The sequence below is a fragment of the Croceicoccus sp. genome (assembly GCF_983967925.1).
Map to the genome: position 1 here is coordinate 1 of NZ_CFETID010000007.1, position 16,720 is coordinate 16,720.

General features: G+C 66.5%; 16 protein-coding genes, 3 tRNA genes and 1 pseudogene. 11 read left to right on the forward strand and 9 right to left on the reverse strand.

Translation table 11 applies throughout. The features are described 5' to 3' along the window. Nucleotides 1-284: pseudogene (locus AC4FIJ_RS05760) on the forward strand (L-aspartate oxidase); the annotation flags it as partial. Nucleotides 285-299: 15 nt separating this feature from the next. On the opposite strand, the gene AC4FIJ_RS05765 reads toward AC4FIJ_RS05760, so the two are convergent. Continuing rightward, nucleotides 300-1,085 (reverse strand): molybdopterin-dependent oxidoreductase, encoded by a 786-nt coding sequence (locus AC4FIJ_RS05765; RefSeq protein WP_490335760.1) that lies wholly within the window; start codon nt 1,083-1,085, stop codon nt 300-302. After that, complete coding sequence (locus AC4FIJ_RS05770; protein WP_490335761.1) at nt 1,082-1,801, reverse strand: cytochrome b/b6 domain-containing protein; 720 nt, start codon at nt 1,799-1,801, stop codon at nt 1,082-1,084. The genes AC4FIJ_RS05765 and AC4FIJ_RS05770 overlap by 4 nt, the downstream gene beginning before the upstream one ends. A gap of 175 nt (nt 1,802-1,976) precedes the next feature. Here AC4FIJ_RS05770 and AC4FIJ_RS05775 point away from each other — a divergent pair. Beyond that, nucleotides 1,977-2,053: transfer RNA gene (locus AC4FIJ_RS05775), tRNA-Arg, on the forward strand. 184 nt (nt 2,054-2,237) lie between these two features. On the opposite strand, the gene AC4FIJ_RS05780 is transcribed toward AC4FIJ_RS05775, so the two are convergent. Then, entirely contained in the window at nt 2,238-2,711 is a 474-nt protein-coding gene (locus AC4FIJ_RS05780) for a (deoxy)nucleoside triphosphate pyrophosphohydrolase (protein ID WP_490335762.1), read from the reverse strand. 80 nt (nt 2,712-2,791) lie between these two features. Between AC4FIJ_RS05780 and AC4FIJ_RS05785 the strand changes: the two genes are divergently transcribed. After that, nucleotides 2,792-2,983, forward strand: a complete 192-nt coding sequence (locus AC4FIJ_RS05785) for a Flp family type IVb pilin (protein WP_490335763.1) — start codon at nt 2,792-2,794, stop codon at nt 2,981-2,983. 140 nt (nt 2,984-3,123) lie between these two features. Further along, entirely contained in the window at nt 3,124-3,309 is a 186-nt protein-coding gene (locus AC4FIJ_RS05790; RefSeq protein WP_490335764.1) for a Flp family type IVb pilin, read from the forward strand. Between the two features lie 94 nt (nt 3,310-3,403). Here AC4FIJ_RS05790 and AC4FIJ_RS05795 read toward each other — a convergent pair whose 3' ends face one another. From AC4FIJ_RS05795 to AC4FIJ_RS05815, 5 genes are all read right to left on the reverse strand, one after another. Further along, nucleotides 3,404-4,918: a M48 family metalloprotease gene (locus AC4FIJ_RS05795; protein WP_490335765.1), complete on the reverse strand. Its 1,515-nt coding sequence runs from the start codon at nt 4,916-4,918 to the stop codon at nt 3,404-3,406. 195 nt (nt 4,919-5,113) lie between these two features. After that, nucleotides 5,114-6,070 (reverse strand): acetyl-CoA carboxylase carboxyltransferase subunit alpha, encoded by a 957-nt coding sequence (locus AC4FIJ_RS05800; RefSeq protein ID WP_490335766.1) that lies wholly within the window; start codon nt 6,068-6,070, stop codon nt 5,114-5,116. A 47-nt stretch (nt 6,071-6,117) separates the two neighbouring features. Next, complete coding sequence (locus tag AC4FIJ_RS05805) at nt 6,118-7,023, reverse strand: tyrosine recombinase (RefSeq protein WP_490335767.1); 906 nt, start codon at nt 7,021-7,023, stop codon at nt 6,118-6,120. Between the two features lie 15 nt (nt 7,024-7,038). Next, the gene (locus tag AC4FIJ_RS05810; protein WP_490335768.1) at nt 7,039-8,922 is read right to left on the reverse strand and encodes a hypothetical protein; all 1,884 of its coding nucleotides are present in this window, start codon (nt 8,920-8,922) and stop codon (nt 7,039-7,041) included. Beyond that, a complete protein-coding gene (locus AC4FIJ_RS05815; RefSeq protein ID WP_490335769.1) occupies nt 8,919-9,128 on the reverse strand; it encodes a hypothetical protein in 210 nt (69 codons plus the stop codon). Before AC4FIJ_RS05815 ends, AC4FIJ_RS05810 begins: the two co-directional genes overlap by 4 nt. A gap of 100 nt (nt 9,129-9,228) precedes the next feature. Between AC4FIJ_RS05815 and AC4FIJ_RS05820 the strand changes: the two genes are divergently transcribed. Genes AC4FIJ_RS05820 through AC4FIJ_RS05830 form a run of 3 tightly spaced genes read left to right on the forward strand, consistent with a single transcriptional unit; the run spans nt 9,229 to nt 12,650 of the window. After that, entirely contained in the window at nt 9,229-9,924 is a 696-nt protein-coding gene (locus AC4FIJ_RS05820) for a shikimate kinase (RefSeq protein ID WP_490335770.1), read from the forward strand. Continuing rightward, complete coding sequence (gene aroB / locus AC4FIJ_RS05825) at nt 9,921-11,033, forward strand: 3-dehydroquinate synthase (protein ID WP_490335771.1); 1,113 nt, start codon at nt 9,921-9,923, stop codon at nt 11,031-11,033. Before AC4FIJ_RS05820 ends, aroB begins: the two co-directional genes overlap by 4 nt. A 60-nt stretch (nt 11,034-11,093) precedes the next feature. After that, on the forward strand, nt 11,094-12,650 hold the full coding sequence (locus AC4FIJ_RS05830) for an MFS transporter (RefSeq protein WP_490335873.1): 1,557 nt from the start codon (nt 11,094-11,096) through the stop codon (nt 12,648-12,650). Nucleotides 12,651-12,927: 277 nt separating this feature from the next. Here AC4FIJ_RS05830 and AC4FIJ_RS05835 read toward each other — a convergent pair whose 3' ends face one another. After that, on the reverse strand, nt 12,928-13,395 hold the full coding sequence (locus AC4FIJ_RS05835; RefSeq protein ID WP_490335772.1) for an Lrp/AsnC family transcriptional regulator: 468 nt from the start codon (nt 13,393-13,395) through the stop codon (nt 12,928-12,930). Between the two features lie 300 nt (nt 13,396-13,695). On the opposite strand from AC4FIJ_RS05835, the gene AC4FIJ_RS05840 reads away from it, so the two are divergent. The 4 genes from AC4FIJ_RS05840 (at nt 13,696) to AC4FIJ_RS05855 (ending at nt 16,713) form a co-directional block, all read left to right on the forward strand. After that, nucleotides 13,696-15,459 (forward strand): histidine kinase dimerization/phospho-acceptor domain-containing protein, encoded by a 1,764-nt coding sequence (locus tag AC4FIJ_RS05840; protein ID WP_490335773.1) that lies wholly within the window; start codon nt 13,696-13,698, stop codon nt 15,457-15,459. A 73-nt stretch (nt 15,460-15,532) separates the two neighbouring features. Beyond that, a tRNA-Ile gene (locus tag AC4FIJ_RS05845) sits at nt 15,533-15,608 on the forward strand. Nucleotides 15,609-15,634: 26 nt separating this feature from the next. Next, nucleotides 15,635-15,711 (forward strand) — tRNA-Pro (locus tag AC4FIJ_RS05850). 147 nt (nt 15,712-15,858) lie between these two features. After that, on the forward strand, nt 15,859-16,713 hold the full coding sequence (locus tag AC4FIJ_RS05855; RefSeq protein WP_490335774.1) for an oxygenase MpaB family protein: 855 nt from the start codon (nt 15,859-15,861) through the stop codon (nt 16,711-16,713). Nucleotides 16,714-16,720: the final 7 nt, after the last annotated feature.

Here is a 16,720-nt window from a genome sequence, read left to right on the forward strand (position 1 = left end):
GGACCGAGATCCGCCGCTTCATGTGGAACTATGTCGGCATCGTGCGCACGACCAAAAGGCTGGAACGCGCCTCGCACCGCATCGCGCTTCTGGGGCAGGAGATCGAGGATTACTACGGCAGTTTCCGCGTCACCACCGACCTGATCGAGCTCAGGAACCTGCACCAGTGCGCAGAGCTGATCGTCGATGCGGCGCTGAAACGCCACGAAAGCCGAGGCCTGCACTACACGCTGGACTATCCCGAGGCGCTGCCAGAACCGCGCGACACGGTGCTGGTGCCCTAGCGGGCGCGCAGAAGGCTAGATCCCCGCATACCATTCGTATCCGGTCCGGTCCTCCCAGTAACCGCCCTTGCCGCCGCCGATCGGGGCCAGCGATTCGACGATCTCGATCCCCTGCACATATTTGGCGTGCTTGTATCCCAGCTGCCGCTCCACCCGCAGGCGCAGCGGCGCGCCGTTCGCCACCGGCAACAGCGCATCGTTCATCGCCCAGGCCAATATGGTCTGCGGATGAAACGCGTCGATCAGATCGATCGATTCGTAATAGGCCGTGCCATTGTACAGATCGGCACAGCGGAACACCGCGTAACGCGCATTGGTCTTCAGCCCCGCCGCCTTGAGCAGAAGCGACAATTGCGGCCCGTGCCACTTGCCGATGGCGCTCCACCCCTCGACGCAGTCGTGGCGCGTGATCTGGGTGCGCGCGGGCATGTTGCGGATCTCGGCCAGCGTCAGCGTCATCGGCCGGTCGACCAGCCCGGTGATCGGCACCGTCCAGCCTGCGAAATCCTGCGCGGCAAACGCGTTATAGCTGGGCGTATCGGGATCGCGCGTGCCATTGGCGCGGAACACCGGCGACATCTCCGCCTCGGTAAACTCGCGGGCCAGCGCGTTCCGGTCCATGATCGTGCGCTGCAAAGCCATATGCGCCTTTTCGCCGCTGAACAGGATCGCGCGGCCCGCCTCGCTTTCCTGAAACGCGTCGCATCCGGCCAGCGCGCTGCCCGCGATGCCGCCGATGACGGCGCGGCGGGTGAGTCGGGTGAGTGGGGTGGGGCGGATCGTGTCGGTCTTTCGGCTCATCGGTGGGGCACCTTCCAGCGTCCGGTGATCATCGACCGGATCTCGTTCACCGGCCCGGCCAGCAGCACCAGCGCCAGATGCACGATGATAAAGCCTATCAGCAGCCAACAGGCGATGAAATGGATCGACCGCGCCGACTGCCGCCCGCCAAACACATCCAGCAGCCACGGCCACGCCGCATCCATCGCGGGCGACAGTGCCAGCCCGGTGAACACCAGCAGCGGCAGCAGCACGAAGATCACCGCCACATAGGACAGCTTCTGCAGGATATTATAGGCATCGGGCTTGTCGGGATCGTGAAAGCGCAGCCGCAGATGCGCCTTGATATCGGCCCACAGATGCGACGGCGCGACCTCGCCCGCCCGAATGCGCAGGTCGCGGCGGACATGGCCATTGATCAGGCTGACCAGCATGAACACCAGCAGCGCAAAGGCGAACAGCAGCGCAAATGTCAGGTGCCAGCGCCGCGCCATGGCGAGGTTATAATCGGTGGGTATGGTGATCCACCCCGGAAAACGCGGCGGATCGAGCCAGGCCGGATCGAAATTCGCCCCGAACTGCCCCCAGTAGAGATGCGGATGCGCGTTCGAGATCATCAGCCCGCTGCCGATCATCACCACCACGGCCAGCACATTGGTCCAGTGCCACAGCCGCGTCGCAAGCCGGTGCCGGAATATCGCCCGCCGCGATTCGGCAGGGCTGTCGCTATCGGCCAAAAACCGTCTCCCTCTGCATTGCCGCATGCATGCATCACCGTCGGCCCGCAGAATAGCCGCGACGCCGCGATCCGTCATCGGCGATGTGCCATTCTTTTTTAGCCCGTTTGCCGAAAACACCGACGCAAGGGGTTGCCAAGGTGTAAACCCCGCCGTATTGGGCGCCCTCCAGAGCGCGCCCGTAGCTCAGCTGGATAGAGTACCTGACTACGAATCAGGTGGCCGGAGGTTCGAATCCTTCCGGGCGCGCCAACAAAACACCCGGCTCCTCACAGAGGGGCCGGGTGTTTTGTTGTCGGGTCACGGCAGATACGAACCGTTCGGAGTCGGAGGCGCGTGAGCGCCGGAGACGGCCAGAGCGAAGCGGCGGCCAATCCTTCCGGGCGCCCCACGGCACACACCAACTCTTCAGACCCCCGCCGACACATCCCCCCGCTCACCCCACAAACCCGGCCCTCAGCTGCCCCAGCAAAACCCGGTCCAGCGGCGCCAGATCCAGCGAATCGATCTCGCCAACCCTGAACCAGCCCAGCCCGCCTCCCTCCAGCGGCGCGGGTTCGCCGTCCCAGATTCGGCAGGTGTAAAGAAGCAATACAATCCCGCGCGGCGGCTTCGGCGGTGAAAAATCGCGTGTCTCGAACGCGAATCCGCAGGGGCGAAAATGGCTGTCCGAAATCAGGACACCCAGCTCCTCGCGCAGTTCGCGGGCCAAAGCGGCAGGCGGCGTCTCGCCCGGATCGACCTTGCCGCCGGGAAATTCCCATAATCCTTCCAGATGCTTACCCGGCGGACGCCGATGCATCAGCACGCGGCGGTGATCATCGATCAGCGCACCCGCCACCACCAGCAGCGGCGGCAACACGGCGCTTTCGGAGCTGTTCGCGCCTCCATCTGTCGGTGCAGTTTTCAACTCATGCCTCCGCATCAACCAAATCTTAATTCCTGCGAGCGATTTTGATGATCGGACCACACGAGGAGGCCCGATTAGCAATGACGAGCATCGTTCAAAAGCTGCTGCAAGACGAGCAAGGCGCGACAGCCATCGAATATGGCCTGATCTGCGCATTGCTGGCCATCGCAGCGATGAGCGCGATGCAAGCCTTTGCCGGATCGACCATCACCATGTGGATGAACGTTTCTAGCAAGAGCCTGGACGCACAAAACAACGCTGCGGCACCGTAATTTACGAATAATTCAGGATCTTAAACTAGGAAGAGAGGGCTTGATCCAGACTTTGGGGGCACCGGAATTCAGAAATGACTTCTGCCAAATCGGGAAAGAGCTGGTGAATTGAAGTACTTTATTTGACCAGGAGAATACCCATGAAGCTTTTCAACGAAATCCTGAACGACGAATCCGGCGCGACCGCGATCGAATACGGCCTGATCGCCGCTCTGATCGCCGTGGCTTGCATCACCGCGCTGACCTCGCTGGGCGGTTCGCTCTCGAACACCTTCGGCACGGTCGACACTGGCCTCAAGGGCGCCAACGCCTCGACCGCTCCCTAATTTACGGGCAACCGTTACTGAGCGGAGGGGCGGCAGGAAACTGCCGCCCCTTTGTCGTTGGTTACCCGGAAAAGGGGTTCGCCGGAAAAGCCGATCAATAGGTGACCAGCTTCACCTTCTGCCCCGGCTGTAACGTCGAGTTCTGCGACAGCGAATTGAGCACCATGAAGCGCTCCAGCTTTCCGTTGTCATAGGCCATCCGGCTCGCCAGACCCTGCATCGTGTCGCCTGACTTGACGGTCACGACCGAGATCTTGCGCGGCTTCACATTCGCCGCCTCGCTTGCCGAAATGCGGCGCATCGACTGGTACATCGGGTTGAACACGCCCGCCTGCCCGGCCTGCGTGATCGTGACGAAATGGAACGCCTGACTGTTCGAGAATTCATAGGCGAACACCGTCACGTCCACCGATCCATTTCCGGTATTGGCGCGCGCGGTGCCATAGGCCGCCGGAATGCCGTTCACCGTCGTGCGCTGGATCTGCGCGGGCTGCACCTGCGCCTGCCCGTCACCCGTCAGCGCGCCGAACACGCTGTTGATGTAGTTGTTCAAATTGCCCGAATAGGGACCCGACGACAGCTGCCCGCGACCCGACTGGCCGCTGATCGACACCGCCTGCGTGCCGTTCACGAGGAAAAAGCCGCTCGGCGCCTGGAACGCGAAACGCAGGTCCGGGTGGACGAAGCTCGCCCCGTCGACGATGCCCTGCTTGGGATCGTCGCCGTACAGCATGCCGTTGATCGCAGTAAGGAACGCGTCGCGATTCGTCACCGAACCCGGCTTGCCCTGCGCATCCTGCGCCGCATCGCGCACCCGGCTGGCGGGATCGGGGTGGGTGCTGGCCCATTCGGGCACCTGATTCGACGCGGACGAACCCATCAGCTGCGCGTCGAGATTGTTCTGCTGCGCAAGGCTTTCCAGAACCGACGCCATGGCCATCGGCTCGTAACCCGCGCTCGACAGATAGGCGACGCCCAGGTCGTCGGCCTGCATTTCCTGACTGCGCGAGTATTTGAGGGTAAGGAGCTGCGAGCCCTGCATCGCCAGTTCCTGCCCCAGCTGGCCCAGCTGCGAATTGCCGAGCAGCACGCCCGACACCACCGCGCCCAGCACGCCCAGCAGAGAGTTTTGCTGCGCCGCCTGCTGGCGCTGCTGCGAATGGCGGGCGGCGACATGGCCGACCTCGTGCCCAAGCACGGCGGCCAGCTCGGCCTCGTTATCCATCAGCCCGACAAGCTGGCGCGTGGTGTAGATATAGCCGCCCGGGATCGCGAAGGCGTTGTTCACCGGGCTGTTGAGCAGCGTCACCGTATAGGCATCGCGCGCGCTGGCGAGGCCGGACTGCGCGGCGATATTCTTGCCCACGCGCTCGACGTAATTGGACACCGGCGCGTTATATGCGCCGCCGAACTGTTGCAGCAATTGCGGATGCGCCTCGGCGCCGTACTGCTTTTCCTGCGCCGTGATCGCGCCGGCCTGCCCCGGCGTCACCGGCGCGGTGGTCGCGCCGACACAGCCTGTCAGCGCCATCGCCAGCGCACCGGCAGAGGCCAGCGCCAGACCGGTGCGGCGACGGATATTCTTATGAAAAAACTTAGGGCGGTTCATCGGCATCGGCTCCCTGCTCTCACGGGCGGATTCATTGGTCGGGAAAGCAATCAGCGCCGCCCCTGACCGAGCGGCGCTGAAGTCCCCATGTCCGGTAAAACCAAGATATGACAGCAATTGTTCCCGCAGCCTGAACGGGATGGAAAGGTCGCCGGTGCCGGACGCCTGTGCTGGACGCACCCGCCGAACCTGTCGCTAGAAGGACGATCCGATCTTCAGGAACCGATCCGCCCGCCGCGCCTGCAACTCGCCCGCGTCCAGCCCGGCCAGACCGGTCAGCTCCTCGTCGATCGCCGCGCCCAGCGCCTCTGCCGCCGCGGCCGGATCGCGGTGCGCGCCGCCCAGAGGTTCGGGCACGATCCGGTCGATCACGCCCAGTTCCTTCAGGTTCTGCGCGGTGACCTTCATCGCCTCGGCCGCATCGGGCGCCTTTTCCGCCGTGCGCCACAGGATCGATGCGCAGCCCTCGGGGCTGATCACCGAATAGACCGCGTGTTCCATCATCATCACGCGCTCGGCAGAGGCCAGCGCGACCGCGCCGCCCGATCCGCCCTCGCCCACGATGGTCGCGACCATCGGCACCGGCAGGTCGAGGCAGGCCTGCGTCGCGCGGGCGATCGCCTCGGCCTGACCGCGTTCCTCGGCCTCGATCCCCGGAAACGCGCCCGAGGTATCGACCAACGTGACGACCGGCAGGCCGAAACGACCCGCCATCTCCATCAGCCGCACCGCCTTGCGATAGCCTTCGGGCTTGCCCATGCCGAAATTGTGCCGGAGCCGCGACTGCACGTCATGGCCCTTTTCATGGCCGATCAGCATGACCTTCTGCCCGGTCTTCAGCGTGGCGAAACCGCCCAGGATCGCCTGATCGTCGGCAAAGCTGCGGTCGCCGCCCAGCGCCATGAAATCGTCGGCGATATGCGCGACGTAATCCTTGAAATGCGGGCGCTGCGGATGGCGGGCGACCTGCGTCTTCTGCCAGGGCGACAGGTTGCGATAGATCTGCGCGCGCTGGTTGGCGGCCTTGGCCTCCAGCTTCGACACCTCGGAACTGATGTCGACGACTTCGTCCTTGTCCGACGTGTCGCGCAGCGCCTTGATCTGCGCTTCCAGCTCGGCCAGCGGCTTTTCGAATTCGAGATAGGAAATCATGGCCGGTGCGCTAACCGCAGTCGGGGGAAACGGCAAGAGGCTGCCGTTCAGCGTGCACCGCCGCCCACCCCGCGCGCAAGCGGATGGCGCTGGTTCACCAGTTCGACCAACCGCGCCGAATCGACATGGGTATAGATCTGCGTGGTCGAGATGTCGGCATGGCCCAGCAGGGTCTGCAGCACGCGCAGATCCGCCCCGCCCTCCAGCAGATGGGTCGCGAATGCATGGCGCAGCACATGCGGGCTGATCGCTTGCGGATCGATCCCCGCCCGCCCCGCCAGCGCGCGCAGCAACTGGAACAGGCGCACCCGGCTGATATGCCCGGTGCGCGAAGGGAACAGGAAACGCGCCGCCTTGTCGTTCGTGGCCGGAACGACGCGCTTTGCCAGCCATGCCGACAGCGCATGGCGCGCGCGGGTCGAGACCGGCACCATGCGCTGCTTGCCGCCCTTGCCCGTCAGCGTCAGCAGCGGCGCATCGCGCGGCACGCTGTTCAAAGGCAGCGACACCAGCTCGGTCGCGCGCAGTCCCGATCCATACAGCAGTTCCAGCAGCGCCAGCATGCGAACCGCCTCGGGCTTTTCGGTCCGCGCCTCGTCCTCGGCGGCGGCGAACAGCGCGGTGATCTGGTCATGCGTCAGCAGGCGCGGCAGCGGACGGCGGGTTTGCGGGCGCGGCAGAGCGTCCGACGGATCGTCCTCGCGCACGCCCTCGTCGACCAGAAAACCGTAGAATTGCCGCAAGGCCGAACAGCGCCGCGCCAAGCTGGAAGGCGCCAGATGCGCCCATTCGCCGCCCAGCCCCGACAGCGCCTCGCCGTCCGCATGCACGAGATCGGGCACAAGTTCGCGCGCCGCATCGAGTTCGCGGGCATAGGCCGCCAGCGTATTGGTCGCCGCCCCGCGCTCCGCCGCCAGATGGGCGAGGAATTCGCGGATTTCGGCGCGGCTCATGCGCGCACGCGTCCCTTACGCCCTCGCGACGGCTTCGGCCGCGATCATGCGCGCCTCGGCCTCAAGCCCCGCGGCCTTCATCGCCGACACGATGTGGTAAAGATGAAGCGGCGTCATCTTCGACCAGCTGGACCCCTGCATGCCAAGGCCTGCCAGCATCGTCACCAGCACCGGATTGCCCCGCTCGCCCGCTCGCGCGATCGCGCGCGTCCACGCCGTCTGGCGCGACAGGTCGAAGCCCAGATCGCCCGACAATTCGTCTACGTTGGCAGGCGTCATCCGGCCAAGCCCCGCAAGGCCCGCGACGAGGAACCGCGAGCGCAGTCCCTCGCCGTCGTTTTCCATGAAGCTGCGGATCGAACCTTCCTCGACCGGCGCGTTGCGTGTCGGCACCGCCAACACCAGCTGCGCCCAGCCATGGCTCCCAACCGGTACCACGCTGAACCAGCGGATCGCATTGCGGTCCAGCCCCGCCGACAGCATGGATGCGATCAGATCGCCCGCCGCATCGGCCATCTCCTCGTTCACCGGCATGCGCGCGGCGGCATAGGCGGTCAGCACCTGACGCGCATAGCGGCTCTCGCCGTCCCCGCCCCAGATGTCGCGCATCGCTTCCAGCCGCTCCGCCGGGGTCCCGACATAGGCCTCGCGCAGCAGAGAGGCGCGCGCCGCCTCGTCACCCGACAATTCGGTGTCGTCGTAGATCTGCGAATAGAGATCGACCATCGCGGTGCTGGAATAGATGCCGCGCCGCCCGGCCAGATCAGACGCATCGGCGCGCGTTACGATATCGACCGCCGGCGAATGCGCCGCCATCAGCAGATATCGCTGCCCACCCGCCGCGCGCAGCCCTTCGGGCACCTCGGCCCCGGTCGCGGTCGCCAGCGCATAGCGCCACGGCGACAGTGCATCGACCGTATCCCATTCCAGCGTGACCGCGCGGCGCTGCCGCCCGACCGCGCCTGCATATTTCTGCGCCAGCAAGGCGTCGAAGCGCCCCTCGCCGCCGCGCCGCACTACGCGTTCGATCCGGTCCATGCCGCCGCTCTCGCCCGAATAGGTCGAACAAATCGCGCGCCACAATTCCCACTGCTCGTCTTCGCGCGACGCGCCGTGGAGCCGCATCATCGGGCACGCCCCGGTGAAATCGCCGGTGCCCAGATAGGATGCATAGGCCGCCGAAATCAGCGGCTGGCTGTATTCGGCGGTATCGATTTCCTGCACCAGCGCGCGCGCCACCACCGGCTCGCCCAGCCGGTTCAGCAGGTTGGCGCGCAAGGCGGCAAAGCTGACCCCGGTCATTCCGGCAGGCGCGGCCATCCGCGTCGCCAATGCGCGGCGCAGCACGATATGCCCCCAGCGCGACACCAGCGGCCCGCGCGTACCCGCCAGCACCCGCCGCACGAAAGCGGCGCGCGTATTGGTCAGCGCGGTCGCGCCCATGCCGCCTTCTTCGCGGCTGAGCAGCCCGACCCGGTCGGTCGACCGGCGCGCGGCGGGCGGAATGTCGAAAGTGGGCTTCAGGCCGAGCAACTCGTCCAACTCGTCCGTGTCCATCGCCTCCAGCTCTTCCAGCGAAGGCAGTCGGTCGAGCATCTCGCGCGCCTGCTCGGCCCGCGAACGCGGCCTTTCCGCCTCACCCGAAGTGCCGGTGGCATCCTGCACGACGGGCTGCGACACCGATCCGTCGCCCGATGGCGCAGGCGACGGGCGCGGCGCGGCGGTCGGTGCGGGCGAAGGCCGGGGCGCAGGGCGCGGAGCGGGCGCAGGCGCCGGAGCGGGCGCGGGATCGTCGAAGCCCGGCGGCAACAGCGATTCGGGCGATTCCTGCGCCATCAGCACCGCCGCGGGCGTCGCCGCCAGCAGCGCCGCGGGCATCAGCCGCGCGCGCAGCCTCATGCGTCTTCACCTGCTGCATCGGTTGCGGTCACGGGATCCAGCGGCTGCTCTATGGGCCGCACGTCGCGGTAGCCGCCATCGATCCAGGCATAGACGATCACCGCCAGCGCGACGGCGCCTGCGATCCAGACCCATCTCGGCAGCGCTGCTTTGTTCGGGGACTTGCGCGAAATCGTACTCACCATCACCTGCTTTGCGCGCGACATGCGGGATCGCCGCTGAACCCCCTATTGCTCAATCGCGGTATCAGGGGAAGCGGCGGCGCGCGCTTGCATGACCGGTTAGCCCAACTATAGGCATTGCTCAATGTCCAAGCCCCGCAATTCACCGCGCGATGCGCACACGCCGGATTCAGGCGCCCCGGATTCAGGCACGCCGGAGTCAGGCATTCCGGATCCGGACACCCCGGATCCCGCCGATCGGGATGGCGCCCCCGCCCTGCCCGACGCGGCGGCGCTGGCGGATCTGACGCAGCGGCTCGACCGGCCGGTGGTGCTGGTGGGGTTGATGGGCGTGGGCAAGTCCACCGTCGGACGCCGCCTGTCGCAATGCCTCGGCACCCCCTTCGTCGATGCGGACGACGAGGTGGTGAAGGCCGCGCAGATGAGCATTCCCGAAATATTCGACCGTTTTGGCGAGGATTATTTCCGCGACGGCGAGCGCCGCGTGATCGCCCGGCTGATAGAGGATAACGCGGGCCGCCCCGCCGTGATCGCGACGGGCGGCGGCGCCTTCGCGGATGACGAGACGCGCGCGCTGATCCTCGAGCGCGCCATCGCGGTCTGGCTGGATGCCGAACTCGACACGCTGGTCGCGCGCGTCGCGCGCAAGAACACGCGGCCCTTGCTGACCGGCAAGGACCCGCGCAAGGTGCTGGGCGAGCTGATGGAACGGCGCAATCCCGCCTATGCGCAGGCGCCGATCCGCGTCACCAGCGACACCGGACCGCAATCGAATGGCGTCGCGCGCATCATCGCCGCGCTGGGGGACTATCTTGCATGACCACTGAAACCGTGCCCGTCGCGCTGGCGGGCCGCAGCTATGATGTGCGCGTGGGCAGCGGCCTGCTGGCCGACATCGCCGCACAGTGCGGCCCGCTGCTGCGCAAGCAAGCCGTGCCCATCGTCACCGATTCCCATGTCGCGCCGCTGTGGCGCGACGCGATCGACGCCTCGCTGGCGGCTGACGGGAAAGAGGCGCGCTGGCTGGTGCTGCCCGCGGGCGAATCGACCAAGGACTGGGCGCATTTGGAACAGCTGTGCGACTTCCTGCTGGCCGAAGGGGTCGACCGGGGCGATCACATACTGGCCCTTGGCGGCGGGGTGATCGGCGATCTGACCGGTTTCGCCGCCTCGGTGCTCAAGCGCGGCTGCGGCTTCATCCAGCTTCCCACCACGCTGCTGGCGCAGGTCGATTCCAGCGTCGGCGGCAAGACCGCGATCAACACGCGCGCAGGCAAGAACCTGATCGGCGCGTTCCACCAGCCCGCGCTGGTGCTGGCCGATATCGGCGCGCTTGCCACCCTGCCCCCGCGCGAGCTGCGCGCAGGCTATGCCGAGGTGGTGAAATACGGGCTGATCGACGATCCCGCCTTCTTCGAATGGTGCGAGGCGAATGGCGCGGCCCTGCTGGCCGGCGACGAAACCTTGCGCGCCGAGGCCGTCCGACGCTCGGTCGAGGCGAAGGCGCGCGTCGTCGCCGCGGATGAGCGTGAGACGACCGGCACACGCGCGCTGCTCAATCTCGGCCACACATTCGGACACGCGCTGGAAGCGGAATGCGGCTATTCGGGCCGCCTTCTCCACGGCGAGGCCGTGGCGATGGGCATGGTGCTGGCCGCGCGCTACTCGGTGCGGCGGGGCGAGATGGACGGGCAGGACGCGGAGCGGATCGCCGCCCATTTTCGCGCGATGGACATGCGCGCCGACATCACCGAACTGGACCTGACCTGCGACGGCCGCCGGCTGGTCGACCACATGCTGCACGACAAGAAGATGGACGCGGGCAACCTGCCCTTCCTGCTGATGCGCGGGATCGGGCGGACATATCTGGCAAAGGATGTCGCGCTGGACGACGTGGCCGCGTTTATGGACGAACAACTCGCGCACTAATCTTTGCGCCCGATACGGCGCGAAGTAGCACAAGGTTCCGAAGGGAGAGCGTGCTTGGCCGTGTATTCGTTTTCGCAGCATTCGATCATCGGCCCGCGTTGGCCCCTGTTCTGTGCAGGCTGCATCGCGATCGCGGCGGGCGTGCTGCTTCATCTGCCGATGCTGGCGATGGAGCACCGCATGGGAGGCCACCTGTCGGGCATGGCCATGGACGGGTGGATGTATCTGGGCATGGCGCTGATCGGCGTCGGCGTTCCCGCCGCGACCTTCGGCGCCCTGCCCAAACGGCGGCCCCAGCACGATTCCAGCGCGGGCACATCCTATGAAGCGGCGGACGATACGCCGCTCACCCGCTCGCACGCGGCGGTGCTGGCGGTGCTGGTGCTGGCGCTGGTGATCGATACGATGAAGCCCGCCACTTTGGGCTTCGTAATCCCCGGCATGCGGGACGAATACGGGATCGCCCGCTCCACCGCCGCGCTGCTGCCGCTGGTTGCCTTGACCGGCACCGTGGTCGGATCCTTCGTCTGGGGCTGGCTCGCCGATATCTATGGGCGGCGCGTGTCGATCCTGCTGTCGACCATCTTGTTTGTTTCCACCTCGATCTGCGGGGCGATGCCCTCGTTCGAATGGAACCTCGTGATGTGCTTCCTGATGGGCAGTTCGGCAGGCGGCATGCTGCCCGTCGTCTATACGCTGCTGGCAGAGATCATGCCCCCGCGCCATCGCAACTGGGTGCTGGTGCTGGTCGGGGGGACGGGCCTCGTCGGCGGCTATCTCGCCGCCAGCGGAGCCGCGCATCTGTTCGAACCGGTCTATGGCTGGCGCAGCCTGTGGCTTCAGGGCTTTCCGACGGGCATCTTGCTGCTGCTGCTCGCGCGCTGGATCCCCGAATCGCCGCGCTTTCTGGCAGAGCGCGGGATGGACGCGGAGCTGGCCGACATGGCGCGCCGCTTCGGCATCGTGCCCCGTCCGCGCCTGCCCGCTTCCGCGACACAAATCCCAGAGGCGGTCGTAATCGGCCGCCACCGCTTCCTGACCCCGGCCCTCGTGCTGGCCGCCCTGTCGTGGAGCTTCGTCACCTTCGGCCTGCTGCTGTGGTTGCCGTCGGATCTGCAGGACCGCGGTTTCGACGCCGAACTGGCCAGCGGCATCATCGCCAGTTCGACCCTCCTCGCGCTGCCCACCATCGCGCTCGCCGCGCTGCTTTACAGCCGGTGGAGCAGCGTGCGCACGCTGGTCGGAACGGTGCTGCTGACGATGGTGGGACTGGCGGGCGCCCTGCTGCCGCCCGCGATTTTGGCGCATCCGCCTATATTGATCGCGGTGATCGCGATGCTGGTGACAGGCTCGAACGGGCTGATCGCGGTGCTGCTGCCCTATGCGGCGGAAAATTACCCGCTGGGCATCAGGGGCCGCGCGACCGGCCTGATCGCGGCCAGCAGCAAGGCGGGCGGAGTCGTCGTGCAGGTCACGGCGCTGGCGGGGCTGATCCCCACGATGGGCGGCGTCGCGGCGGCGCTGATCGTGCCCTTCGGCCTGTCGGCTGCCGCGATCGGCCTATGCGGACGCGAAACCCGCGGCCGCAGCCTGCGCGAGATCGAGGCGGAGGTCTGACGCGCCCCCTCGCAAGGTGCTGTCCTACACGCACCTTTTCAGGCATCCAGCGCATATCCCCGCCAGACCCGCGCGGCGCTACGGCTCTTTGAGATGGTGTTTGCGCAGCGATTTTTTCCGCGGGGTGCCCTGTGTCACCTTTGGCCCGAAACCTGCAGGAATTCGGGCACGACGCAAGGATGACACGCCTGTAGGACGTGTCACCTTTGTCACTTTTCGCGGTCGGATTCGTATCGCGATTGGCTTCGCAGGCGGCGCGTGTTCGGCGCCGCCCGGATCAGCGCCCCTTGATCGGAACGCCCGGCTTGTTCTTGGCGGTGCGGATGACCAGCGATGTCTTGACGCTGGCGACATTGGGCGCGGGCGTCAGCTTGCTGGTCAGGAATTCCTGAAAGCTCTGCAGGTCGTGGCTTACGATCTTGAGCATGAAGTCGATTTCGCCGTTGAGCATGTGACACTCGCGCACTTCGGGCAGCGTGTTCATGTGCTCCTCGAACGCTTTGAGCGATTCCTCGGCCTGGCTCTTCAGGCTGACCATGGCGAACACGGTGATGGTATAGCTGAGCGCCGCGGCATCGAGCTCGGCGTGGTAACCGCGAATGATCCCCGCCTCCTCCAGCGCGCGCACGCGGCGCAGGCAGGGAGGCGCGGTCAGCCCGACTCGGCTGGCCAGTTCGACATTGGTGATCCGGCCTTCGGATTGCAGTTCGGCCAGCAGATGACGGTCAATTTCATCCAGAATCATAAAGCGTTCTTCCTTCGCCGTCTTCTAGGCCCGGCGGCGCATCCCGGTGCGAAGCCGGGTCCGGGCGGGACGGATGCCAAAACACATAACAAAGTTTTCGGCGTCTTTCTCCGCAATTTTTTAACATCAACGCAAACTGCGTGACGGTTGTTCCAGATTGCAACGTGCCCGCGAACGCAGTTTTGCAATGTTAAGATATTGTTTACCTGTGGCACTGCGGCAGCACGGGTGCGCGATTCCTCGCCCCCGCTGGTCTTGCCGCGACGGCCCCGTTCGGGGTTCGGACAGCATGGGGGCTTGATGACACTGGACGATCGCTTGCGCACGGTTCTGGGGGTCGCCGTTGACGGCGAACGTGCCGCGCTTGCCCAGTATCGCCAGCTTGTCGACCTGCTCGGTTCGGGGGGAACCGTGGCGGACGGCCAGCTTGTCGCTTCCGCCTTCCTTCGCCTGTCGGTCCTGTCGCGGCGGCTTCCCGCGGCGGAACGGGTGGCGATCCTGCGCGAACCGGGTCTGCGGCTGCGCACCGCATCGCTGGTGGCGCAATTATGCGAAGGCGATGTCACGGTGGGAGAAGCCGCGATCGATGCGGCCGCGCTGAATGCTGCGGATTGGGATGCGGTGATTCCGATGCTGCGCAACGGCCTCAGCGACCGGGCACAGGCAAGGCGCGCGGCCCTGTCGGTCGAAACGCCGGTCGAAGCGCCGGTCGAGGCATCGGTTGAAGCCAAGTCTGGCGAGGATGAACGGACTGGCGACGAGGGCGTGCTGGTGCTGGAACCCGATGCGGCCATCCCCGACCCGGAAGCGAGCGAGAAGCCCGCCGCCCGGCCCGAGGAAAAGCCCGAACCCGCGCCCGCTCCGCAGCAGGCGCGCCCAAAGGCGCAAAAGCGCCCGGAACCACAGCGCGCGCCTTCGGCACAATGGCGCCGCCGCGGCGACGGCAAGACCGGCACCGCGGACATCGCCAGCCTCGTCCAGCGGATCGAGGATTACCGCGAGCAGCGCGCCAACCGCGCGGCACCCGCATCGGACGAAGTCGCGCAAACGGTCGGCGAGATCCGCCCCGCGACCGTCGACTGCCGCATCGGGCCCGACTGCCGGATCGGCTGGGCGGGCAGCCTGCCTTCGCTGTTCACCGGCCTCGCGTTCTCGGCTGCGGAAGAGGCCGAGGCTCGCATCGACCGGCGCACGGCCGTCGCCCTCAGGCGGCAGCAAGTGGTCCGTTCGGGCGAAGCGCTGATAGAGGGCGCACCCGCGATGCAGGGACGCTGGCGGCTCGATGCGGTGCCGCGCTTCGACGAAGGGGGACGCTTCCTCGGCCATCACGCCCGCCTGACGCGCCAGCCTGAGAAAAAGGAGGAAAGCGACACGCGCGGTGACGAGATCCGGCAGGCGCTTCACGAATTGCGCACGCCGCTTGGCGCGATCCAGGGCTTTGCCGAGATCATCCAGCAGCAATTGTTCGGCGAAGTCCCCAACCGCTACCGCGCGCAGGCAGCCGACATCGCAGCCGAAAGCGCGCGCCTGCTTGCCGGGCTGGAGGAAATCGAACGCCTCGTCCGCATGCGCAAGGGCCGCACCGCGCTGAAAGAGGGAGAAACCGCGCTGGCGGCCATGCTGGGCCAGCTGGTCGACCAGTTCGCCTCCATCGAACAGGGCAATGGCGCGAAATTCGTGCTGGACGCGCCCGGCGCCGACGTGGTCGTGCCCGTCGCGGAAGGCGAAGCGGAGACAATGCTGTGGCGCCTGCTCGCCACGCTGTCCGCCGCCGCCGATCCGGGCGAAAGGCTGGATGTCGTGCTGCACGACGGCGGACAGGCGCAGCTTTCGATCACTCTGCCCCGCGCGCTGCACGATAAAGCCCTGTTCGACGCCGAAATCGGCATCAGCGAACGCGGCGAGCCGATGCTCGGCATGCTGGGCGCAGGTTTCACCATGCGGCTGGTCGCGGCAGAGGTCCGGGCGGCGGGCGGCAGCTTCAGCCATGACGACGAATGCGTCCTCGTGCGGCTTCCCCTCGCCCGGCAGGAGGGCGCCCCGCAAAGCGCGAACGCGGCCTGAAGGCGAATTCTGCGCGCCAACCCAACCGCCCGCTTGCCAATCCCGGGCTCGGCGGCTAACCGCACTGCGCGATGGGCCTGTAGCTCAGCGGTTAGAGCTGGCCGCTCATAACGGCTAGGTCGCGGGTTCGAATCCTGCCGGGCCCACCATCCGCCTCTAGCAGGCAGCAAAGCGTCGGGGAGTGGCGCAGTCCGGTAGCGCGCCTGCTTTGGGAGCAGGATGTCGCAGGTTCGAATCCTGTCTCCCCGACCATTTCCTCGACATCCGGCCAGATCTGGACGCCCCCGGACCGGGCCTGCGATCCAATCGGCATGGGAATACCCTCGGCCGGGTGGTAAGCGTAGAGTATGTCGGAATCACCTCGCCAGCATTGGATAGCGATTGCCGGGGCCATGCGCTGTGCCGTCTGATCCCCCGCACCCGTTACGCCGCGCCATCGTGCGCAATGTGCGCGCGGTGTTCAACGATCCCGCGGCGGGCGAACAGCCGGTGGCGCCTTCGGACGAAGCGCTGTTTGCGCCGGATACCCCGATCCGCATGGTGCATGCCGATGTGACGGCGATGATGGTGGGCGGCATTTCGGCGTTGCTGCTGCAAATGCTTCATCCGCACGCGCTGCGCGGCGTGCTCGATCATTCGACGTTTCGCAGCGATCTGCATGGCCGCTTGCGCCGCACCGCGCGCTTTATTGCGGTCACGACCTATGGCCACCGCGACGATGCCGAAAAATCCATCGCGCGCGTCAATGCCATTCACCGCACGGTGACGGGACATCTGCCAGACGGAACGCCCTATTCGGCCACCGAGCCATCGGTACTGGCTTGGGTCCATCTGGCCGAGGCGACCTGCTTTCTCGACGCGCATCTGCGCTATGTCCGGCCTGCGATGCCGCGGCGCGATCGCGACATCTATTTCGCCCAGTTCGCCGAGATCGCGCGCCGCCTGCATGCCGATCCGGTGCCGACCACCGAGGACGAGGCGCGGGATATGATGCGAGAGATGCGCGGCGATCTGGAAGGGAGCGCCGACGCCCGGAAGGTGGCCGCCGAGATCCTGTCGCCCCGCGGGCAGAGCGGCGCTGCGCTGGCCGTTCAGCCGCTGCTTGCCGCCGCAGCGGTCGATCTGCTGCCGAACTTCGCGATATCCATGCTGGGCCTGCGGCGGCCCCTGCTTTCGGCGCTACCCGTCAGGGCCGGCACATTCGCAATGGGCAGGACGCTGCGCTGGGCATTCGGAAGCCAGCAGCGGAAATAAAGCCGCG